Consider the following 21,314-nt stretch of genomic DNA (forward strand, 5'->3'; position numbering starts at 1 on the left):
AAAGGCGGTGAGGCACAAATGGCGGATTTTGAACGCACCCATTATCGGGGCGACTATGGTCATGGTACGCAGGGGCAGGACCCCGAAGGCGCACAATCGGTTTCAATTGCAACGCTGACTAATATGGCGGGTGCGGTTGTTTCAATTGCGTTGATCGCGGGTATCGGTGTCTGGGGCTACAAGCTCATGGTGCGCGATGTCAGTGGCATCCCTGTCGTGCGCGCGGCAGAGGGTGAGATGCGCGTGCGCCCGGAAGACCCGGGGGGGCAACTGGCCCGCCATCAGGGTCTGGCGGTGAATGAAATTGCCGCGCGCGGTTCTGCGTCAGGACCGGTTGATCGCGTGGTGCTTGCACCGCCGGCAACACAGCTGGCTGATGAGGATCAACCCATTGCCGCAAAAAGAGAAGAACCCGTCATACAGCCAAAGCCGCTCGCGCCGGCGCATGAATCGCTGATCACGGCAGAGGCTGCCGTTGCCCCCACGACCGATCGCGGGCAGCAAAGTGCTATTGACGCGGTTGTGGCAGAATTGGCGGGGGATGGCGCGCAAATAGCGGCAACGTCCGATCTGACGCCGCAACCTGCTGTGCTGCTCACACAGGTCATAGATGCCCCCGGAGCGCGGGCGTCTCTGCGCCCCCGTATTCGTCCGGCTGACATTCAACAAACCGTGCAGCGCGTTGCCTACACCCCTGAGCAAAGCGTTGAGGTCGCCGCTGCGGATATTCCCTCCGGAACACGCCTTGCCCAGCTTGGCGCCTTTGACAGCCCCGAGGTGGCGCGCGCGGAATGGACACGCATTCAGGCCAAATTCGGCCAGATGATCGACGGCAAATCGCGGGTTGTACAAGAAGTGCAATCGGGGGGGCGTACTTTTTACCGGTTGCGCGCCATGGGGTTTGTGAGCCTCAGCGATACGCGGCGCTTTTGCTCTGCCATCAAGGCGGAGGGCGTCGATTGCATCCCGGTGCAGGTCAAATAGAGCGTGGCACGGTTCGGGGCCACTATCCTTGATGCCGAAGGGCTTCGTCTGACAGCGGATGAAAAGGCGTTCTTCAGGGCCGCCAACCCCTATGGGTTCATCCTGTTTGCTCGCAACATCGACTCCCCGGATCAGGTGCGCGCCCTGTGCACGGAAATGCGGGATTGTGTCGGGCGTGATGCGCCCATCACCATTGATCAGGAAGGCGGGCGCGTTCAACGGTTGCGTGGCCCGGTCTGGACAGAATGGCTGCCTCCGCTGGATTTCGTGGCCAAGGCCGGCCCGCGCGCCAAAGAGGCGATGTATCTGCGTTTTCGCCTGATCGCGGCTGAGTTGCATGATCTCGGCATCGACTGCAATTGCGCACCGATGGTGGATATCGCCAGCGCCGATACCCATGATTTCCTGCGCAACCGATGTTATGGCACGGACGCGAATAGCGTGGCGATGCTGGGGCGCGCGGCGTCCGAGGGGATGCTGGCAGGCGGGGTCATCCCGGTCCTCAAACACATTCCGGGACACGGGCGTGCGACCTTGGACAGTCACTACGATTTGCCAAATGTCACAGCATCGGTGGCTGATTTGCGCGCTCAGGATTTTGCCCCGTTCAAAGCGTTGAACGACCTGCCCATGGGGATGACCGCGCATCTTGTCTATGAGGCGCTGGACAGCGCGCCCGCAACGCTCTCGCCCAAGGTGATGAAGCTCATCCGCGAGGACATCGGGTTTGACAACCTGATCATGACCGATGACATCTCGATGAAGGCGCTGTCGGGCAGTCTGACCCAGATCGCGCAGTCCGCCCTTGTGGCGGGTTGCGACGTGGTCTTGCATTGCAACGGATCGCTTGCCGACCGCCATGAAGTGGCTGAGGCTGCGGGCGAAATGAGTTTTGCTGCGCAGACCCGCGCATTACGCGCCCTGAATGTGCGGATCGCCCCTGATGATATTGACATTCCTGCCGCGCAGGCTCAGCTTGGGGCGCTGTTGAATAAGGCGTGAAAGTCGATATCGGACATGGCTGAAATTCCCTTCGAAGAGGACAAGCTGTCTGTTGCCGATCGCATGGCCGCCGAAGCACTCATCGTGGATGTAGATGGTTTTGAGGGTCCGCTGGACGTTTTGTTGACGCTGAGCCGGACGCAAAAAGTAGACCTGCGCAAAATTTCCGTCCTTGCACTGGCCAAACAATACCTGACTTTTGTGGAACGCGCCAAGGCGCTGCGCCTTGAACTGGCTGCGGATTATCTGGTGATGGCCGCATGGCTTGCCTTTCTCAAGTCTCGCTTGCTTTTGCCCCCTGACCCGACCGAAGAGGGGCCAAGCGGCGAAGAGCTTGCAGCGCATCTTGCCTTCCAGCTTGAGCGGTTGCAGGCGATGCGTGATGCCGCCGCACGGTTGATGGGGCGCGATCGGCTTGGGCGTGATTTCTTTGCGCGCGGCCAGACCCACGAGGTCACCCGCACCCGCAACATCCAATATACCGCCACATTGCTGGACCTGATGCAGGGCTATGCCCGTATTCGGACGCGTGATGAATTTCGCCCGTTTGTCATGGACCGCGATGCTGTCTTCACAATGGAGCAGGCATTGGAACGCATGCGCGGTCTGATGGGCTATGCAGGCGACTGGACGGATATCTCAAGCTATCTGCCCGAAGGGTGGGAACTCGACCCGGTGCGCCGCAGGTCCGCGACTGCCGCGACCTTTGCTGCGTCGCTTGAGCTTGTGAAAGAGGGTCACCTTGAGATACGTCAATCCGACACATTCGCACCGATTGAACTGCGCAAAAGGGACAGACCTCAGTGAGTGACGACACCACCCCCACAGCGTCCGACGAAAACGAACAAAGCCTGTTCGAGGCCCCGCCCATGGGCGAGCAGGAACGTATGGTCGAAGCGATCCTCTTTGCCTCAGCAGAGCCTGTATCTGTCAAGGAACTTGCCGCGCGCATGCCGCATGGGTCCGACCCGGCCGAAGCGTTGGTCTATCTGCGCAAGAGATACGAGGGCAGGGGTGTCAGACTGTGCCATATCGGCGATGCATGGGCGATGCGGACCGCACCCGATTTGGGCTTTCTGATGCAGCGCGAAACCATCGAGACGCGCAAACTCAGCCGCGCCGCTGTTGAGACGCTGGCGATCATCGCCTACCACCAACCCGTCACACGCGCGGAGATCGAAGAAATCCGCGGCGTGTCGGTGTCGCGCGGCACGGTGGATCAACTGCTTGAAATGGAATGGATCCGCTTTGGGCGTCGGAAAATGACACCGGGTCGCCCTGTGACATTCGTCGTGACGGCTGAATTTCTGGATCACTTTGGTCTTGAGAACGCGCGCGATCTGCCGGGGTTGAAGGAACTGCGCGCTGCAGGGTTGCTTGAAAACCGACCGCCGCCCGGAGCCATCAGCCTCAACTCCGAGGAAGACGAGCCGGACGAGAGCGCAGAAGGGCAAAGCGAGCTGTTTGAGGATTAAACCACGACGTGACACAACCACGGTGTCAGAGGTCGCGCGGGGTGACGCTAAGGCGTCTTAAAGTGTTTCGACAGCTTCAGACCTTGCCCCTGATAGTTCGAGGCGATGCCCGCCCCATAAAGCTGCGTTGGGGCCTCTTCCATGCGCTCATAAACAAGGCGGCCAACCACCTGACCATGTTCAAGCACGAAGGGCGCTTCGTGACAGCGCACCTCCAGAACCCCGCGCGATCCCGCCCCGCCTGCCGGTGCAAAGCCGAAACCGGGGTCGAAAAAGCCGGCGTAATGCACCCGGAATTCACCCACCATTGCCAGATAGGGGGCCATTTCAGCGGCGTAATTAGGAGGAATCGTTACGGCTTCGCGGCTGACGAGAATATAGAACGCGCCCGGGTCGAGAATGATCTGACCGTTCTGCGTATGGACTTCCTCCCAATACTCAGATGCGTCGTATCGGTTGATCTGTTCCAGATCGATGACGCCCGTATGCGGTTTCGCCCGATAGCCAACCAGCGTGGTATCCTTCAGCTTCAGGTCAACAGAAAACCCCAACCCTTCGTCGATGACCGCATCGCCGTTCACGAGCGGAATTTCCTGATGCAGGCTTTTCAGCGCGGCGTCATCCAGAACCGCATGTCCGGCGCGAAAACGGATTTGGTTCAGCCGCATACCGGGCCGGACCAGAACGGAAAACGAGCGCGGGCAGATCTCTGCATAAAGCGGGCCGTGATACCCCGGCGCGATCCGGTCAAACTCGGTGCCCCCGTCGGTGATCGTGCGGGTCAACAGGTCAAGACGCCCGGTGGAGCTTTTAGCGTTTGCCACGGCCTGCACGTCGCCGGGCAGGGCGAGAGACTCCATCAAAGGCACGACATAAACGCATCCCTTTTCGAGAACGGCGCCTTGCGAGAGGTCGACGCGGTGCATCTCAAACTCGCGCAAACGATCCATGACCCGCGCGCCGTGACCGGCCAGAAAAGAGGCGCGCACCCGAAAGGCGACGCTGCCAAGGCGCAGGTCCAGACTTGCAGGCTGGATTTGTCCCTCAACGAGGTTGCGCGTTGCAGCGATCTGGTTTTCCGCGACCATCCGTTCGATGGCTTGGTTTGGCAGCACGCCGCTCATATATCCGCTCCCGAAAGCACAAAGGCCCGCACTGCAAGAGTACGGGCGCTTGGTGTAGATTTTATGTTGGTCGGGCTAGCAGGACTCGAACCTGCGACCTTCCGTCCCCCAGACGGACGCGCTACCAGGCTGCGCCATAGCCCGACTTGACGCGCTTCATACCCGATCTGGGCGTCGTGGCAAGAGAGAAATACCACCTGTCAGTCTTTGTGGATTTCTTTGCGGGGGGTTGCCATGCTGGCGCGCAGGCGGGTCAGCCGCGCAAGTAAGGGCTTGATCTCCTGCGCCTGTTCTGGTGTCAGCGATTTTACCTGCGCTAACGCGGACAAAGCGGACGGATCCACCGCAATCTGCGAGATTGCCGGCACCGGGGGCAGATCGACGACTCTCGGTTTGGGTGCCTCGTTGGAGGTCTCAGGCGGCGATACGGGTGCAGCACTGTCCTGAATCGTCGGCTCAGCTTGGGGAGGTGTGGGTGTCTCCTGCGGAGCGGCGGGTGCCGGTGTGGGTTCAGTGGGTACGATCGCCTCTGCATCGGCGCTGCGGGGACGGGCGCGAAAACTCGGCATCGCCTGTGCCGCGTCCTGCGACGTCTGTGGCTGCTCAGGTTCAGCACTGGCAGGGTCGCTTGGCACCGTTTCAGCTGCAACCGGTTCATCCGCCAGGAGCGTCATCGGTGAGGGCTCGACCTCTTGCGGTGCGGGCTCGATCTCTTGCGGTGCGGGCTCGGGCTCTTGCGGCGCGGGCTCGACCTCTTGCGGTGCAGACACATCATCTTGCTCTGCAGGTGGCGCCGTCAGAGCAGTTTCAGATGGGGCGAGCACATCGGACGCATCCGCAGGCACGACCGCCTGCGGGACGGGCTCCGGATCAGGTTCACTTGCCACCAATGGCGCTGTTTCTGGCGTCTGCGTGCTCAGATCGGGTTCCGGCGTGCTGGCTATCACTTCGGGTTCGGTCGGTGTGCTTGCAAGCACCTCCGGCTCTGGCATGGCGGGGGCTTCAGGGGTCACAGGTGCAGGTGGTTCGTCAAGGACCTGAGCCGCTGGGGCCGCGGGGCTTTCCTCGGGCATGGCATCAGGGACGACCGCCTCCTGCAGATCGGAAACCTCGTCGTCAGATCCGGCCGTACTCCCCTCGATCACCGCAATTGTCAGGTCGTCCAGTGGTTGCGACATATCCGCGACATAAGGCACGCCGTTTTCACGCAACAGTTTCTGCGCGCCCTTGATGGTCAGGCCGTCCTCATGCAGCAACTGCTTTATGCCACCCAGCAGCAGCATATCCGCTGGTCTGTAATAGCGCCTGCCACCTGCGCGTTTTATAGGTTTGACTTGGCTGAATTTGCTTTCCCAAAAGCGCAGCACATGCGCCTGCACGCCCAACCAGTCGGCGACCTCTGAGATCGTGCGGAACGCGTCAGGTGATTTGGGCATGCGTTCAGGACTTGTTGCCGTCGGCCACACGATCTTTCATCAGGTGAGAGGGCCTGAACGTTAACACACGGCGTGGGTTGATCGGAACCTCTTCGCCGGTCTTTGGGTTGCGTCCCACACGGGCTGATTTATCGCGCACCGAAAAGGTGCCAAACGAGGAGATCTTGACCTGCTCGCCACTTACCAGCGCATCGGAGAGATGCTCCAATACCGATTCGACCAATTGTGCGCTTTCATTTCGAGACAGGCCAACCTCGCGAAAAACCGCCTCGCTCAGGTCCATTCTTGTCAACGTTTTCTCGGCCATCTCTGTCCCTTTCGTTTTCAACGACTGTACGTCCATGCATTTTTACGAGTCAATATCAATGACTTGCTCAACGCCGGATGAGCGAAAATAACCCCGTTTACCAGCGCAGTACGACCGCGCCCCAAGCCAATCCACCGCCGATGGCCTCGGTGACCACCAGATCGCCCTGTTTGATTTGCCCGCGCGCATGCCCCACGGAGAGTGCGAGGGGAATCGATGCAGCCGAGGTGTTACCGTGATCCTGTACTGTCACCACGACCCGGTCCATCGACACGCCCAGCTTCTTGGCTGTTCCTTGAATGATACGGATATTCGCCTGATGCGGTACAACCCAATCGACATCCGCCGCTGTCACCCCTGCGCGCTCAAGGGCGGTGGTGGCGGTGGAGGCGAGCTTTTCGACCGCATGGCGGAATACCTGATTGCCCTGCATCCGAAGATACCCGGTTGTCCCAGTAGAAACGCCGCCATCAACGTACAAGAGATCCTTGTGCCGCCCGTCGGAGTTCAGATCGGTGGAGAGGATGCCGCGGTCCGCTGAGGTGCCGGTGCCGTTCTGAACTTCGAGCAGAACAGCGCCCGCACCGTCGCCAAACAGAACGCAGGTTGAGCGATCCGTCCAGTCCATGATGCGGCTGAAAGTTTCGGCACCGATCACCAATACTCTTCTCGCCTGACCGGACAGAATCAGCGCATTGGCGTTGCTCAGGGCAAAGACAAACCCCGCGCAGACGGCTTGCACATCAAAGGCAAACCCGCGTGTCATACCAAGTTCGGCCTGCACCATTGTCGCCGCCGAGGGAAACGTCAAATCGGCCGTGGAAGTTGCGACAATGATTGCATCGACGTCCTGTGGCTCGACCCCGGCCATCGCGAGTGCTGCGCGACTGGCGGCACTGGCCATGCTCGCGGTTGTTTCACCTTCGGCTGCAAAGTGTCTGCGTTCAATGCCAGAGCGCGCACGTATCCACTCGTCATTGGTATCGAGGGTTTTTTCAAACTCGGAATTTGGCACGACACGATCGGGCAGATAATGTCCGACACCCGTTACAACGGCACGCAGGGTCACTGGGCTTTCTCCTCTGCGGGCAGGCCGGCAACGCGGGCTGCAAGTTTGTCGGTAAACTGGATATGCGCCAGTTGTGCGGCCAGCTTAATCGCGGATGACACGCCGGTTGCGTCAGCGGAGCCGTGTGATTTCACAACTGTCCCATTCAACCCAAGAAAAACGCCGCCATTTACACGGCGGGGGTCGATCTTTTTCTTCAGGCGGCGTAGCGACGGATAGGCCAAGAGCGAGGCCAGCCGTGACAAGGGCGTGTAACGGAATGCCTCACGCAGACGGTTGCCGACAAGATTTGCCGTGCCCTCACCAGTCTTGATCGCGACATTGCCCGTAAAACCATCCGTCACGATTACATCACACAGATCACCCGAAATATCGCCGCCTTCCACGAAGCCGACAAAATCAAATCCCGCCGGATCCTGTTGCTCCTTGATCAGATCAAAGGCTTCCTTGAGTTCGGTGCGGCCCTTGTGTTCCTCGGTGCCCACGTTGAGCAACCCGACACGAGGGCGCGGCAGATCAAGCCCGTTACGTGCATAAGACATGCCCATCAGCGCATAGCGCAGCAAATCATCCGCATCCGCCTTGATGTCTGCCCCCACGTCGAGCAGCACATTGAAGCCCTGCTGGTTGGAGGAGGGATAGAGCACGGCAATCGCGGGACGGTTCACACCGGGTAGTTTGCGCAGTCGGATCATGGAAAGGGCCATGAGCGCGCCGGTGTTGCCGCAGGAAACGGCGACTGACGCACTGCCATCGCGCACGGCTTCAATGGCGGACCACATGGAGGTGCCTTTGCTGTTGCGCACAACCTGACTGGGTTTGTCGTCCATCGTAACGACATCGGTCGCATCGCGGACTTCGCAGCGACCCTGCAATGATTTGCGGCGGGCGACGAGAGCGGAAATTTCCGCCTCCGGCCCATGCAGGATGAAAAACACGTCAGGGTTTTTGCGCGCTGACACGTCGCAGCCCGCAACAATAGCGGCGGGACCCTCGTCCCCCCCCATCGCATCTACCGAGATGATGATGCGTTCATCGTGTGATTGCGTCTGACCGGTCTGCGCCGTCATAAAGCGACTGCCCCCAAACCCTGCTGCCCGTATTCGTTAAGGCACAGGTTTAGGCTGCGTCGTCTTCCAGATCAATCTCTTCTGACAGTGCCACGACTTCTTTGTCGTCATAGTGACCGCAGGCGGCACAGATATGGTGGGGGCGTTTCAGCTCGCCACAGTTGGTGCATTCATTTGGGTTTGCTGCGACCAGCGAATCGTGCGCGCGACGGTTGTTGCGGCGCGATTTGGAGACTTTGTTCTGTTGAACAGCCATTGTCTTGGGCCTTTTGTCGTTCGGGGCTCAGCGCTGGTGATATCGCGCGAAAAGCCGAGTTTCGTGAATAGATGTCCCATTCGTGGGTGTGACGTGCGTTTAGGCGCAAGCCGTCGCTTTGTCCAACCCTATTTGGAAGAGCCACGCAAAATACTGTGATAAGCGGCGCGTGCAAGCTCTTTTTGTTCGGATGCCGCTGCCGGACGCGCATACACGCTGCAGATTCGGGGCATCAGTCGTCTTTCAGTTGCTCTTTGAGTGCTGCCAGCCCTGCAAAGGGGCGCGCATCTTCGTCCGTCATTGGGCGCACTCCGGGTTCACTCACGCTGAGTACGCCGAGTTCTGCGTCCGGCGCGCGTGGATAGAGTGGCAGATGCAACACGAGGGCTTCAATCATGACGTCTGCCGGGTCTATCCAGGTAGACAAAGGCTCAACAGCGTCGTCGTCGGGGATTTCCGCCTCGGGTGCATCCACGTCGATGAAGTCTTTTTGATAGACGCGCCGGACAGGCACATCGATTCGCGTCGTGACCGGTTCAACCGTGACGGCACATGGCTGCACAACGGTTGCACCCAAGGTTGCGTCAAGTTGCCAATCGGCAGCCCCAAGTGACGTAATTTGGCCTGTAAACGATAATTTACGCAAACCCAGAAGATCCATTTGCGTGGCCAATTCAGTCCGCTGAGCCTTTGCCGGGCGTAGATCAAAGGGTGTGGCAGTGTTCTGTGACAAGCCACTGACACGCAAAGCGGTAGGTGAGGGCGGTGTTTGCGACATTGATGCTGCTTTCGTTTCTTGAACCATGGCACGTGCATGGTGTAAGCGAGATAGAAGCCATGGAGCACAAGGGCAAGGGCCAGCGTTATGAGTATGCGAATACCGCAGGGATACCGGTTTTCCAAAACGGCACGGACCTTTGTCTTGGCAGTTGTTCTGTTCGGGCTGGTTGCGTGTGGTCCGACATATCGCAATCATGGATATGTGCCGCCGCAGGAAGACCTTGACCAGATCGTGGTCGGCATCGATACGCGGTCGTCCGTCGAAGAGACGCTTGGCACATCCGGATCCACTTCGGTGCTGGAAGATGATGCCTTGTATTTTGTGCGCAGCCGCATGCGCACCGTCGCTATGCTGGACCCCGAAGTGATTGAACGTCAGGTAGTTGCCGTCAGTTTCGATGCCAATGGAATCGTCGAGAATGTGGAGAGTTTCGGGCTGGAGCGGGGGCAGATCGTCAGTTTGACCCGGCGTGTGACTGATTCCAGTGTCGCAGGTAAATCCTTCCTGCGTCAGCTTGTCGGTAACATTGGCAGCTTTACACCGAATGGTCTCGGCCTATAGATCACGACATTAGAGCGCGCTGATGAAACGGGGCCGCTATCAGGCAACAGTCGCGACATCGGGGCCCTTGATCCTGCATGCGCAGTCTTTTCGGGCGGCGTGTTTTGGCTTGGAAGTGACGCACGATTGCGACGCGTATGATTCACGCTGCACCCATGTGCTTATCGCAGATACAACCAGCGGCGCACCGGTCTGCTGTTTTCGCATGCTTCATCTGAAACCTGCCCAAATCACGCAAAGCTATTCAGCGCAATTCTATGACCTTTCACCGCTTGAGGTGTTTCATGGCCATATGCTTGAGGTCGGGCGGTTTTGCATGGACGCCGGGTGCCATGACCCGGATGTGCTGCGCCTTGCCTGGGCTGTGTTGACGGCGCAGGTGGATGCTTTGAAGATCGCTTTGCTCTTTGGGTGTTCGTCCTTTCAGGGGATGGTGCCAGCCCTGTATGAAGACGCCTTTGCAATGTTGGCGCATCGTCATATCGCGCCGCGCAAATGGTCCCCCGGTGCGAAAGCCGCAGAGCGTGTGTCGCTCGACGGGTATGTTAATGCCACGCCAGACCTCCAACGCGCCATGACGCAGACACCGCCACTGCTGCGCAGCTACCTGCGTCTCGGGGGCTGGGTCAGCGATCACGCGGTGATCGACCGGCAGATGGGAACGATGCATGTTTTTACCGGGGTTGAGGTGGCCCTGATCCCGCCCGCGCGCAAAAAAGCGCTGCGCTTTTTACTTGGGGCGCATTGATCGCAATCTGTGGCTCGTGCAGCTTTCTGCATTGACGAGATCGGGTGGGCAGCATAGCTGCGCGTCATGGCCCGTATACCTCTTTTACAACTCAATGATATTTCTCTGACCTTTGGGGGGGATCCGGTTTTCGACGGGCTTAGCCTTGTCACGCAACCCGGCGACCGTGTGGCGTTGGTGGGGCGCAATGGGTCGGGCAAATCGACCCTGATGAAGGTTATGGCCGGTAATGTTGAAGTCGACCGGGGTGATGTGATCACCGGTCCCGGCATATCCGTTGGTTATATGGAGCAGGACCCCGACCTCAGCGGGTTCACAACGCTGGGCGATTTCGCAGCGCATGAGCTTGATGCATCCGAGATGTATAAGGTTGAACGCGCGGGGGCGGGGCTCAAGTTTGATCCGGCACGCCCGGTTGAAACAGCCAGCGGCGGAGAGCGGCGGCGTGCAGCGCTTGCGCGGATCATGGCGGATGAGCCGGACCTGATGCTGCTCGACGAGCCGACAAACCACCTTGATATCGAAGCAATCGCCTGGCTTGAAGAAGAGCTCAAGCAGAGCCGCAAGAGCTATGTGATCATCAGCCACGACCGGGCGTTCCTGCGCGCCTTGACGCGGGCCACGTTGTGGATTGATCGCGGTGCGGTACGGCGGCAGGAAAAAGGGTTTGATGCCTTTGAGACGTGGCGCGACACTGTCTGGGAAGAAGAAGACACCCAGCGTCACAAGCTTAACCGCAAGATCAAGGCAGAGGCCCGCTGGGCTGTCGAAGGTATCTCCGCGCGGCGCAAGCGCAATCAGGGCCGGGTACGCGCGTTGCAGGACCTGCGCGCCCAACGCGCGTCGCAGATCAACCGCCAAGGCACCGCCGCCATGGCATTTGAAGCCGGGCCCAAATCTGGCCGAAAGGTCATTGAAGCAACTAACATCACCAAAGCTTTCGGGGACAGAACCATTCTGTCGCCATTTTCGCTGACCATCCAGCGGGGGGATCGCATCGCTTTTGTCGGACCGAACGGCGTGGGCAAGACAACCTTGCTCAACATGTTGATCGGGCGCGAGACCCCGGATGCGGGTGATGTAAAACTGGGCACCAATCTGGACATTGCGCTGTTTGATCAGGCGCGCGCACAGCTTGATGGCGATATGAGCCTGTGGGACAGCCTGACGGGCGATCCGGAGATGCGTGTCTCAGGCAAGGCCGATCAGGTCATGGTGCGCGGGCAGCCCAAACATGTGGTCGGTTATCTCAAGGAATTCCTGTTTGATGAGGCGCAGGCGCGCGCACCCGTCCGGTCGCTGTCGGGTGGGGAAAAAGCACGTCTGCTGCTGGCCAAGCTGATGGCGCGCCCGAGCAACCTTCTGGTTCTCGATGAGCCGACCAATGATCTGGACGTCGAAAGCCTCGATTTGTTGCAAGAGCTGCTGGAAACCTATGACGGCACGGTTCTGCTGGTCAGCCACGACCGTGATTTTCTGGACCGGGTTGCCGCCACCACCATCGCGATGGAAGGGGATGGCCGTGCCACGGTCTATGCCGGCGGGTGGAGCGATTACATTTCGCAGCGCCAGACGGATAAAATCACCACGCCTGCAAAGCTGAAAGCAAGCGAACCTGCGTCTTCAAAGGGGAAATCCAAGCCGAAATCGGGATTGAGCTTTACGGAACAACACCGGCTTGACGCCTTGCCGGATGAGATGGCGCGCCTCGAGGCAGAGATTGCAAAACTGGTTGAGGTGCTCAGCGATGCGGAGCTTTTCACGGAAAACCCAGTCAAATTCCAAAAAGCGACGGATGCCTTGGTTGCGCGTCAAGCTATGCTGGATGACGCCGAAGAAGAATGGCTGATGCTTGAGGAAAAGGCACAGGGTTAGGGCTGCGCGACCTGCACTTTGTATCCCGCCTGCAAAACCTGCACCATCGGCGCGGGTGTCAGCACCGTAACGGTGCCTCGTGCGGGACGGTGGATCGGCTGGCCATACCCTGAAGGGGTGTAGGGCAACATCTTGTCCTCCCACAGCAGATGCGCAGCACCGGTTTCGGACAAAATAAAGACACCGTCTGGCAACTCCGCGATGTCAGCGGTGTAGCGCACTTGTTCATAGCGGCGTGGCACGGCGCGCTGGGCGTGCAGGATGGCGTCATAAGCGGCAATGGGTGTGGTTACTTCAGCGGCTGCGCGGAACTGATTGTAATCCGCTCTGCGGCACTCCCCGCAGGGGCGGTGCCCGGCCGCAAAAGCGACGGCCTCGTCCAGAAAGAACAGCTCTGTGTAGTTGTGGGGGCGCATCAAGGCGCGGTGGCGCCCTTTGAACGATAACACACAAGTCACCCAGGCCTTGTGCCGCCAACGCGCTTTGCCCAAACGCTGGTCTGAGTCATGCAGGATACCGCGATTGCCCATAAACTGCCCCCGCGCCGGGTGGGCGATGATCTCTCCGGTGGGTTGGACGCGGTTTTGCAGCGGCATCAGCGCATCCGCAGCGCGCCATCAATGCGGATGACTTCGCCGTTCAGGTACCCGGCCTCGACAATGAAACCTGCCAGCTGCGCAAACTCTTCGGGGTCTCCCAACCTGCGGGGGCAGGGAACGTCGGCGGCGAGTTCAGCCTGTATTTCATCGCTGAGCCCCGCAAGCATCGGCGTCATGAAGATACCCGGCGCGATGGTCATCACACGCACGCCCGTCTGCGCCAGATCGCGCGCCATTGGCAGGCACATGGCCACCACGCCTCCCTTGGAAGCGGCATAGGCGGTCTGACCCTTTTGCCCGTCAAAGGCGGCAATCGACGCGGTGTTGATGATAACACCGCGTGCGCCATCCAGTTCGGGGTCGTTTTCGGCCATCGCCTCGGCGGCCAGCCGCGCCACATTGAACGTCCCGACAAGGTTCACATCGAGCGTGCGCGAAAACGGCGCGAGGGGATGGGGGCCATCCCGGCCCACGGTCTTGATCCCATAAACGATCCCGGCACAGTTCACCGCTGCCGTGATGCCGTTCATCTGTTCCTTGGCGGTGGCGATGGCCGCCTTGACCGATGCTTCATCCGTCACGTCTGTTTCAACAAACCGCGCACCGATCTCACGCGCGACAGCCTGTCCCCGGTCCGCATCGCGGTCCAGCAGGGTCACCTGTGCGCCGTGCTGTGCAAAGTGGCGTGCTGTCGCTTCGCCAAGGCCAGAGGCCGCCCCGGTGACAACAGCAGCGGTTGTTGCAAGTTTCATCGGCGCGACTCCTTTGGTTTCAGGTTTTTACTGTCAGGACAGTTGCACCATAGCGTGACGCTTTTTACCAGCACTCAGCTTGATCGGCGACTGCAACGCAGCGGCGTCGATCATCAACCCTGCGTTGGTCAACGGTGCGTCATCCAGTTTGGCACCATTTTCTGCAATCAGGCGTTTAGCCTCTTTGCCTGAACTGGCAAGGCCCGATTTGACGATCAGCTGCACGATGGAAATACCCTGCGCGACGTCTTCTGCGCTTAGCGTCAGGGTGGGCAGATCATCCCCAACCCCGCCTTTTTCAAAGACGTCACGCGCGGTCTGTGCGGCCGTCGCAGCCGCCTCAGCGCCGTGCAAAAGCGTTGTGATCTCGTTCGCCAGCGTGATCTTGGCGGCATTGATCTCGGAGCCTGGGAGCGCTCCCAGACGCTCACATTCATCCAAGGGGAGTTCGGTATAGAGCTTCAGAAACCGCCCGACATCGGCATCCGTCGTATTGCGCCAGAACTGCCAGAACTCGTAAGGAGAGAACATATCGGCATTCAGCCAAACCGCGCCGGATTGGGATTTACCCATTTTCTTGCCATCGGATGTCGTCAGCAAAGGCGAAGTCAGCCCATAGACCTCGCCATCAATGACACGGCGGGTCAGGTCAATACCGTTGACGATATTGCCCCATTGATCCGATCCGCCAAGCTGCAGGATACAGCCGTAACGGCGATGCAGTTCCATGAAATCATAGGCCTGCAGGATCATGTAATTGAATTCGAGAAACGACAAGGATTGTTCCCGGTCGAGCCGCGATTTCACACTCTCAAAGCTAAGCATACGGTTGATCGAGAAATGCCGCCCGATGTCGCGCAGGAAATCGAGGTAGTTGAGATTGTCCAGCCATTCGGCGTTGTTCAGCATCAAAGCCCCGGTGGGCGCATCCGAATAATCAATGTAGGCTGAGAACACCTGCTTGATCCCGGCGATATTGTCGTCAATTGCCTCCGGCCCCAACAACGGGCGTTCGTCCGCGCGAAAGCTTGGATCACCCACTTTGGTGGTCCCACCCCCCATGAGCGTCAGCGGCTTGTGCCCGGTTTTCTGGAACCAGCGCAGCATCATGATCTGGATCAGCGACCCGACATGCAGCGATTTCGCCGTGGCATCAAACCCGATATAGGCCGATTGCACGCCCTTGAGCAGTGCTTCATCCAGCCCCTGATAATCCGTGCAATCGGCCATAAAGCCGCGCTCCATCATCACAGCCATGAAATCGGATTTCGGGGTGTAGGTCATTGGTCTTGCTCTCTGCTTGCAATGCGCTCACTCTATAGGTGCTGTGCAGACAAAGGAAAAGGCTTTGGAACAAGCCATCGAAAAAACAGGACCGATCACGGCTTTGGGCGCGATGAGCGGCACCTCATTGGACGGTGTGGATGCCGCGATCGTCGTCACGGATGGCGTAACGATTGATCGCTTTGGGGCGACAGCATACAAATCCTACAGCGCCGAAGAACGCGCCGTTTTGGCCAGTGCGCTAGGTCACTGGCAAGGCACCGAAGTTGATGCCGCGACTGCAGTGATCGAGCACGTGCACAGGGCCGTGCTTGCGGATTTTCCAGAGGCCGATGTCATCGGCTTTCACGGTCAGACGCTGGCACATGCGCCGCACACACGCGGCACCTTGCAGGTTGGCGATGGGGCGTGGCTTGCCACCGCTTTGGACCGGCCAGTGGTCTGGGATTTTCGCACGGCGGATGTTGAAATGGGCGGGGAGGGCGCACCTCTGGCGCCGTTTTTCCACTTTGCCTGCGCAAAGTACATCGGTGCCACGCGGCCGCTCGCGTTTCTGAACCTCGGAGGGGTTGGCAATCTGACCTATGTTGATCCGTCCTTTGATCAACCGGAAGCGGCGGGCGCCTTGCTCGCCTTTGATACCGGGCCTGCCAATGCGCCAATTAATGATCTGGTTCAGGCGCGCCTTGGGTTGCCTTATGACAGGGACGGGCAGATCGCGCGCGAAGGTTCTGTGGAGATAAACGCGCTGGATCGGTTCCTTGCTGAGCCTTACTTTGCGCGTATTCCACCTAAATCCTTGGACCGGAACGATTTCTCACAAATGATGGACCAGGTGGGCGATTTGCAGGACGCTGACGCTGCGGCCACCTTGACGGCCATGTCAGCGGCAGCTGTGCGCGAGGGGCTGCGTTATTGCCCGCAAACGCCGACGCAGCTTTTGGTGACGGGCGGTGGGCGCAATAACCCGGTGCTTATGGAGATGTTGCGCAGCACGCTCGCGTGCCCGGTAAAGCCCGTGGAAGACGTCGGCCTTGATGGCGACATGCTCGAAGCGCAGGCGTTTGCCTATCTCAGCGTGCGCGTCGCGCGGGGCTTACCGACGTCCTGCCCCGGCACGACAGGAGTGCGGACGCCGGTCGCAGGTGGGACCATCAGCTACCCGAACGCAGCTGCAGTGGCTGTGCACAATCGCTAAGCCTTCAGGACGACAAACCTTTCCGGGGGCAAGTTCAAAGTTATCAAACGTAAAGTGAGGCGAGACCTTGCATCTGACCTGAGTATACGCGCGGACGGCCAGTCTTGGTTGTGCACGATGATCTGAGGGCGCCGCGATGACGACTTGTGCCGCTACATCGGCAAGTTAGTCTGCCATAGATCATCCGCCAAAAGGAGAGATATGTGAAAGTCATCATAGTAGGGGCAGGTATCATTGGTGCGCTCACCGCATTTCATCTGGCGCGCCGCGGTGCTGACGTCACGGTGATAGAGGCGGGTCAACCGGCAGGTGCCGCATCCGGTGCCTCATTTGGATGGATCAACGCCAGCTTTTTCCTTGATCGAAACCATTTTGACCTGCGCTGTGCCGCAATGTCCGCGCACCGCCGTTTGGCTGACACTCTGACGTCCCGTGCCACGCTCTGGCAGGGATGTTTGTCTTGGGAAGACCCCGCAGGTCTTGAGGCACATCACGATATGCTCGAAAGCTACGGGTATGCGGTCTCGATCCTTGGAAAAGACGAAATTGCTGCCTTGGAACCTGCCATTTCAGCACCCGACCGGGCGATGCTCATGCACCGCGAAGGTGCTGTAGATTTGGCGACGCTTGCCCGTGATGCGCTGACAGCGGCCACGGCACTCGGAGCACATGTGATTGCCGGGTTGGCCGTCACCGGATTGGTGCATCAACAGGCAAAGGTGCAGGGTGTGCGCTGGTCTGGCGGGACACTTCCTGCCGATGCGGTCGTGCTGGCAACGGGCGTGGCCACGCAGGGGTTGCTGGCAGGTGTGGGCCAGTCTTTGCCGATGCTGACACGCCCGGCACTTATTGTCCGCTCCACGCCCGTGCCACCGGTCATTTCGCATATTCTGGTGACGCCGGGGCAGGAGGTGCGTCAGGACCCCACTGGCCGCATATTGGCACCGACCTCTGCCGCGCATCAAAGCGATCGTGCAGATGCGATTGACGAAAACCCGGAACAGCTGGCGGATAAGGCAATCGGGCGGGTGGAACGGTTGCTGGACAGATCGCTGTCATGGGAGCAAGTGACGCTGGCGCATCGTCCGATGCCGCAGGACGGATTTCCGGTTGTCGGGGCTTGCACCTTAGAGGGCCTTTACGTCAGCACCATGCATTCGGGTGCGACGCTCGCGCCTCTGGTGTCTGAAATCGCTGCGAAAGAGGTTCTAGCGCAAGCGCTCAGCAATGAAGAATCCTCACTGATCGCGCCTTACCGGCCGCAGCGATTTACAGATTGAGTTCGTAAAACACCAGCATGGGCAGCACTGCCTCCGGGATGTCACTATAGGGTGCGCGTTGCTGAAATCCGAGTTTTTCATAAAGACGACGCGCGCCCGTGAAACTGGCATTGGTATCGAGCAATATGCGTTTTGCACCGTCGCGTCGCGCCTGATCGATCAAGGCCTGTGACAGCTTTTCACCCGCACCGGTTCCACGCGCCCGCGCCTGAACAAACACGCGCTTGATTTCCACATCCTGGTCATTCAGGGGGTGTATCATGGCGCAGCCGACAGACTGTCCATCCAGCGCTGCGATCAGAATTTCCCCCTGCGGGCGCGCGTGCTTCAGCGCCAGATCCTTCATGAGCGCTGTGTAGGCATCTTCGGGATAGAAGACATTGACGATTTCCTGCATGTAATCGTCGAATGCCAGCAAATAATCCCGGTATTCCCAGCAAAGCTGGCGCACGTCGTCAATATCCTCAGGCGTACGGGCGGCGCGAATGGTGATCGCAGCCGTCACCGCAAAATTGACCGGCCTGCATATTCAGCGGTTTCCCCCAGGGCTTCTTCGATGCGGATCAATTGGTTATATTTCGCCAGCCTGTCAGAGCGGGCAAGCGACCCGGTTTTAATCTGACCACAGTTTGTAGCTACTGCGAGATCTGCAATCGTGGCGTCTTCGGTCTCTCCCGAGCGGTGCGACATCACGTTGGTGAACCCGGCGCGATGGGCCATATCCACGGCCTTGAGCGTCTCGGTCAGGGTGCCGATCTGGTTCACTTTGACCAGCATCGAATTGGCCGAACCGCGTTCAATGCCCATGGCCAGACGTTCGGGGTTGGTGACGAACAGATCATCCCCGACCAACTGTATCTTGTCGCCCAAAGCATCCGTCAGGGCCTTCCATCCGTCCCAGTCATCCTCGGACATGCCGTCTTCGATGGAGATGATGGGGTAATCCGCGACCAGTGCCGCCAGATAGGCGACGTTTTCCTCAGAAGTCAGCGATTTGCCTTCGCCCGCCAATTCGTATTTGCCATTCTTGAAATACTCTGTGGCCGCGCAATCCATCGCGAGATAGATTTCCTCACCGGGTTTGTAACCAGCTTTCTCAATGGATTTCAAAATGAAATCAAGCGCGTCGCGGGTAGAGTTGATGTTGGGTGCAAAGCCACCTTCATCGCCGATACCCGTGGACAGACCCGCCGCCGAAAGCTCTTTTTTCAATGTATGGAAGACTTCCGAGCCCATGCGTACGGCCTCGCGAATGTTGTCTGCCGCCACCGGCATGATCATGAATTCCTGAATGTCGATCGGGTTGTCCGCATGCTCGCCGCCGTTGATGATGTTCATCATGGGTACGGGCAGGAGACGCGCCGATGTACCACCGACATAGCGGTACAGGGGTTGCGTGCAGTAATCCGCAGCGGCCTTTGCGGCGGCCAGTGACACGCCCAGAATGGCGTTCGCGCCAAGGCGGGATTTGTTCGCCGTGCCGTCCAGTTCAATCATGCTTGCATCGATGTCGACCTGCTCAGTGGCGTCCAGACCAACGAGCGCATCCGCGATTTCGCCGTTTACAGCGGCGCAGGCTTCCAGCACGCCCTTGCCCATATAACGGGCTTTGTCCCCGTCACGGCGTTCCACCGCCTCATAAGCGCCGGTCGAAGCACCGGAGGGGACGGCGGCGCGCCCCGTCGTGCCATCTTCGAGGATCACATCAACTTCGACGGTTGGATTGCCACGGCTGTCCAGAATTTCGCGGGCGTGAATGTCGATGATCGTGCTCATGAGTATGGGCTCCTGCAAATGAATTTGCCGAGGTGATAGCCCGACCGCTCAAAGATGGAAAGGCCTAGTGCGCGACGCCCCGGACCCGGCGTTCGCGCCACAACGTGTAAAGACCGGAGGCGACAATGATTGCAGCCCCCAGCAATGTCAGCGCATCGGGACGCTCGCCAAAGATGCTGATGCCTATCACCAGCGCAAAGAGAATACGGGAATAGCGAAAGGGTGTTACAAAGCTGATTTCGCCCACGCGCATGGCTGCGACGATGCAGTAATAGGCGAAAATACCGATCAACAGCGCGGCCCCAAGGTAAAATAACGTGGAGGGTGGCGGCGTGATCAGCGTGGTGTCGTTGAACCACATCATGATTGCGGCCGAGGGGATGAGCACCAGAAACGCCCAGAAACTGAGTTGCAGCGATGATGTCTCCGGCGGAACGCGCCGGGTTGCAAGATCGCGAATGCCAAGGCCGATGACGCCCTGCACGGCAAAAAGCGACAGCCAGCTGAACCCTTCAAGTCCGGGCCGGATGATCAGCATAACCCCCATGAACCCCACAATGATCGCTGTCCAGCGGCGCCAGCCAACGGCTTCCTGTAAAAACAGAGCCGCCCCCAAGGTCACAAAAAGCGGCGTTGCCTGCAGGATTGCCGAGGCCGTCGACAGCGGGATCAAGGCGATGGCCGTCACAAAACCTATGGTGCCGACCAGTTCCCCGATGGCGCGCAGCATGATAGCGGGTGTGAAGAGGGCGGCAGTGAACAGCGCTTGCCGTTGTATTTTGAGCAGGATCGCCAGCAACACGGCACTGCCCACACCCAACATGCCCACGATCTGACCGATTGGCAGATCGACCGCGAGCAGTTTGATCAGCATATCTTCCAACGCGAAGAGAAGCATCGCCAGAACCATAAGGGCCGCGCCGCGCAAATTATCCATCGGGGGTTTTTCCTGCTAAAAGGGATGCCAGTCCCTTAGGCCGCGCAGTTGCAGATGTCCACGCCGCGCGCTGGCATCACTCTTTTTTCATCGGCACGCCATAGAGTTCCAGACGGTGCCCCCGTAACTCATACCCAAGCTTGTTGGCGATCCGTTCCTGCAAGGCTTCGATTTCGGCATCCACGAATTCAATAACTTCGCCTGAATTCATATCGATCAGATGATCATGATGGTCGCGTTCGGCGTCCTCGTAGCGTGCCCGTCCGTCGCCGAACTCCAGCTTGTCCAGAATGCCCGCCTCTTCAAACAGCTTGACCGTCCGGTATACGGTTGCAATCGAAATACCGTTATCAATTGCGACGGCGCGGGCATATAGTTCCTCAACGTCGGGGTGATCCGCACTGTCTTCGAGGACCTGCGCGATGACACGCCGTTGGCCGGTCATGCGCAGCCCCTTCGCCTCGCAGCGTTTGATGATTGGTTTGCTCATGCGGTGGCCCCCGTAACGTAGCTCCGGTTTTTAGCCGCCTTTGCGCATGGGTTCCAGCCAAGTTTTTGTGTTTCGGTTGACTTATGCGCCAACAAGGCGCATGTGGGTGACAGGTGATGCCTTCTGCCGCGTGAGCAGAGTTGTAGCGAGACGCCCATAAAGCGTCTGTTTCAGCCGATAAGTCCCACCTATGTTCCCAAAATCACGCGTGGGTCCGAGCGCAATGGACAGTGCCAGGTATGTTGCCTGCGATCTGTGATCCCTTGCGCATCCTGCGATGGCCGTCTTGTAGAACGGCTGCGATTTTTGC

Annotated in this window: 23 protein-coding genes and 1 tRNA gene; 9 read left to right on the plus strand and 15 right to left on the minus strand. The window is 59.1% G+C overall.

The genetic code is table 11. The features are described from left to right. The first annotated feature begins 18 nt into the window (after positions 1-18). The 4 genes from K5Q35_RS10955 (at position 19) to scpB (ending at position 3,461) form a co-directional block, all read left to right on the plus strand. Entirely contained in the window at positions 19-984 is a 966-nt protein-coding gene (locus K5Q35_RS10955; RefSeq protein WP_220799587.1) for an SPOR domain-containing protein, read from the plus strand. A gap of 3 nt (positions 985-987) precedes the next feature. Next, on the plus strand, positions 988-1,986 hold the full coding sequence (nagZ, locus tag K5Q35_RS10960) for a beta-N-acetylhexosaminidase (protein WP_220799588.1): 999 nt from the start codon (positions 988-990) through the stop codon (positions 1,984-1,986). A gap of 15 nt (positions 1,987-2,001) precedes the next feature. Then, positions 2,002-2,793 carry a ScpA family protein gene (locus K5Q35_RS10965; protein WP_220799589.1) on the plus strand — a complete coding sequence of 264 codons (792 nt, stop codon included), beginning with the start codon at positions 2,002-2,004 and terminating at the stop codon, positions 2,791-2,793. A 62-nt stretch (positions 2,794-2,855) separates the two neighbouring features. After that, a complete protein-coding gene (gene scpB, locus K5Q35_RS10970; RefSeq protein WP_148264474.1) occupies positions 2,856-3,461 on the plus strand; it encodes an SMC-Scp complex subunit ScpB in 606 nt (201 codons plus the stop codon). Positions 3,462-3,508: 47 nt separating this feature from the next. On the opposite strand, the gene K5Q35_RS10975 is transcribed toward scpB, so the two are convergent. The 8 genes from K5Q35_RS10975 to K5Q35_RS11010 form a co-directional block, all read right to left on the minus strand. Then, entirely contained in the window at positions 3,509-4,585 is a 1,077-nt protein-coding gene (locus K5Q35_RS10975) for a 2'-deoxycytidine 5'-triphosphate deaminase (protein ID WP_013962280.1), read from the minus strand. A gap of 67 nt (positions 4,586-4,652) precedes the next feature. Then, positions 4,653-4,729: transfer RNA gene (locus K5Q35_RS10980), tRNA-Pro, on the minus strand. Between the two features lie 56 nt (positions 4,730-4,785). Then, complete coding sequence (locus tag K5Q35_RS10985) at positions 4,786-6,021, minus strand: MerR family transcriptional regulator (RefSeq protein WP_220799590.1); 1,236 nt, start codon at positions 6,019-6,021, stop codon at positions 4,786-4,788. 4 nt (positions 6,022-6,025) lie between these two features. After that, positions 6,026-6,328 carry an integration host factor subunit alpha gene (ihfA, locus tag K5Q35_RS10990; protein WP_013962278.1) on the minus strand — a complete coding sequence of 101 codons (303 nt, stop codon included), beginning with the start codon at positions 6,326-6,328 and terminating at the stop codon, positions 6,026-6,028. 97 nt (positions 6,329-6,425) lie between these two features. After that, complete coding sequence (locus K5Q35_RS10995; protein WP_220799591.1) at positions 6,426-7,397, minus strand: beta-ketoacyl-ACP synthase III; 972 nt, start codon at positions 7,395-7,397, stop codon at positions 6,426-6,428. After that, the gene (gene plsX / locus K5Q35_RS11000) at positions 7,394-8,467 is read right to left on the minus strand and encodes a phosphate acyltransferase PlsX (protein WP_220799592.1); all 1,074 of its coding nucleotides are present in this window, start codon (positions 8,465-8,467) and stop codon (positions 7,394-7,396) included. Before plsX ends, K5Q35_RS10995 begins: the two co-directional genes overlap by 4 nt. A 49-nt stretch (positions 8,468-8,516) precedes the next feature. Beyond that, on the minus strand, positions 8,517-8,723 hold the full coding sequence (gene rpmF, locus K5Q35_RS11005; RefSeq protein WP_013962275.1) for a 50S ribosomal protein L32: 207 nt from the start codon (positions 8,721-8,723) through the stop codon (positions 8,517-8,519). A gap of 232 nt (positions 8,724-8,955) precedes the next feature. Further along, positions 8,956-9,501 (minus strand): DUF177 domain-containing protein, encoded by a 546-nt coding sequence (locus K5Q35_RS11010; protein WP_148264351.1) that lies wholly within the window; start codon positions 9,499-9,501, stop codon positions 8,956-8,958. A gap of 87 nt (positions 9,502-9,588) precedes the next feature. Between K5Q35_RS11010 and K5Q35_RS11015 the strand changes: the two genes are divergently transcribed. The 3 genes from K5Q35_RS11015 to K5Q35_RS11025 all read left to right on the plus strand — a co-directional run bounded on the left by K5Q35_RS11015 (position 9,589) and on the right by K5Q35_RS11025 (position 12,688). Beyond that, complete coding sequence (locus K5Q35_RS11015) at positions 9,589-10,065, plus strand: outer membrane protein assembly factor BamE (RefSeq protein WP_220799593.1); 477 nt, start codon at positions 9,589-9,591, stop codon at positions 10,063-10,065. A gap of 22 nt (positions 10,066-10,087) precedes the next feature. Further along, positions 10,088-10,813, plus strand: coding sequence for a GNAT family N-acetyltransferase (locus K5Q35_RS11020; protein WP_013962272.1), 726 nt, complete (start codon positions 10,088-10,090; stop codon positions 10,811-10,813). Positions 10,814-10,879: 66 nt separating this feature from the next. Then, a complete protein-coding gene (locus K5Q35_RS11025; protein ID WP_220799594.1) occupies positions 10,880-12,688 on the plus strand; it encodes an ABC-F family ATP-binding cassette domain-containing protein in 1,809 nt (602 codons plus the stop codon). Here the strand turns inward: K5Q35_RS11025 and K5Q35_RS11030 are convergent. Genes K5Q35_RS11030 through tyrS form a run of 3 tightly spaced genes read right to left on the minus strand, consistent with a single transcriptional unit; the run spans position 12,685 to position 15,323 of the window. Further along, positions 12,685-13,284: a hypothetical protein gene (locus K5Q35_RS11030; protein WP_013962270.1), complete on the minus strand. Its 600-nt coding sequence runs from the start codon at positions 13,282-13,284 to the stop codon at positions 12,685-12,687. The genes K5Q35_RS11025 and K5Q35_RS11030 overlap by 4 nt on opposite strands. Continuing rightward, positions 13,284-14,039: an SDR family NAD(P)-dependent oxidoreductase gene (locus K5Q35_RS11035; RefSeq protein ID WP_220799595.1), complete on the minus strand. Its 756-nt coding sequence runs from the start codon at positions 14,037-14,039 to the stop codon at positions 13,284-13,286. The genes K5Q35_RS11030 and K5Q35_RS11035 overlap by 1 nt, the downstream gene beginning before the upstream one ends. A 33-nt stretch (positions 14,040-14,072) precedes the next feature. After that, positions 14,073-15,323: a tyrosine--tRNA ligase gene (gene tyrS / locus K5Q35_RS11040; protein ID WP_220799596.1), complete on the minus strand. Its 1,251-nt coding sequence runs from the start codon at positions 15,321-15,323 to the stop codon at positions 14,073-14,075. A gap of 64 nt (positions 15,324-15,387) precedes the next feature. Between tyrS and K5Q35_RS11045 the strand changes: the two genes are divergently transcribed. Both K5Q35_RS11045 and K5Q35_RS11050 read left to right on the plus strand, forming a co-directional pair. Next, complete coding sequence (locus tag K5Q35_RS11045; RefSeq protein ID WP_220799597.1) at positions 15,388-16,521, plus strand: anhydro-N-acetylmuramic acid kinase; 1,134 nt, start codon at positions 15,388-15,390, stop codon at positions 16,519-16,521. 203 nt (positions 16,522-16,724) lie between these two features. Next, positions 16,725-17,801, plus strand: a complete 1,077-nt coding sequence (locus K5Q35_RS11050) for an FAD-binding oxidoreductase (protein ID WP_220799598.1) — start codon at positions 16,725-16,727, stop codon at positions 17,799-17,801. On the opposite strand, the gene K5Q35_RS11055 is transcribed toward K5Q35_RS11050, so the two are convergent. The 4 genes from K5Q35_RS11055 to K5Q35_RS11070 all read right to left on the minus strand — a co-directional run bounded on the left by K5Q35_RS11055 (position 17,791) and on the right by K5Q35_RS11070 (position 21,004). Then, positions 17,791-18,306: a GNAT family N-acetyltransferase gene (locus K5Q35_RS11055; RefSeq protein ID WP_220799599.1), complete on the minus strand. Its 516-nt coding sequence runs from the start codon at positions 18,304-18,306 to the stop codon at positions 17,791-17,793. The genes K5Q35_RS11050 and K5Q35_RS11055 overlap by 11 nt on opposite strands. Beyond that, positions 18,303-19,577, minus strand: a complete 1,275-nt coding sequence (eno, locus tag K5Q35_RS11060; RefSeq protein ID WP_220799600.1) for a phosphopyruvate hydratase — start codon at positions 19,575-19,577, stop codon at positions 18,303-18,305. Before eno ends, K5Q35_RS11055 begins: the two co-directional genes overlap by 4 nt. 64 nt (positions 19,578-19,641) lie before the next feature. Further along, positions 19,642-20,514: a DMT family transporter gene (locus tag K5Q35_RS11065; RefSeq protein WP_013962263.1), complete on the minus strand. Its 873-nt coding sequence runs from the start codon at positions 20,512-20,514 to the stop codon at positions 19,642-19,644. 76 nt (positions 20,515-20,590) lie between these two features. Further along, positions 20,591-21,004, minus strand: a complete 414-nt coding sequence (locus K5Q35_RS11070) for a Fur family transcriptional regulator (protein WP_220799601.1) — start codon at positions 21,002-21,004, stop codon at positions 20,591-20,593. Positions 21,005-21,314: the final 310 nt, after the last annotated feature.

This window comes from Roseobacter sp. OBYS 0001 (assembly GCF_019654895.1).
GTDB lineage: Bacteria > Pseudomonadota > Alphaproteobacteria > Rhodobacterales > Rhodobacteraceae > Roseobacter > Roseobacter litoralis.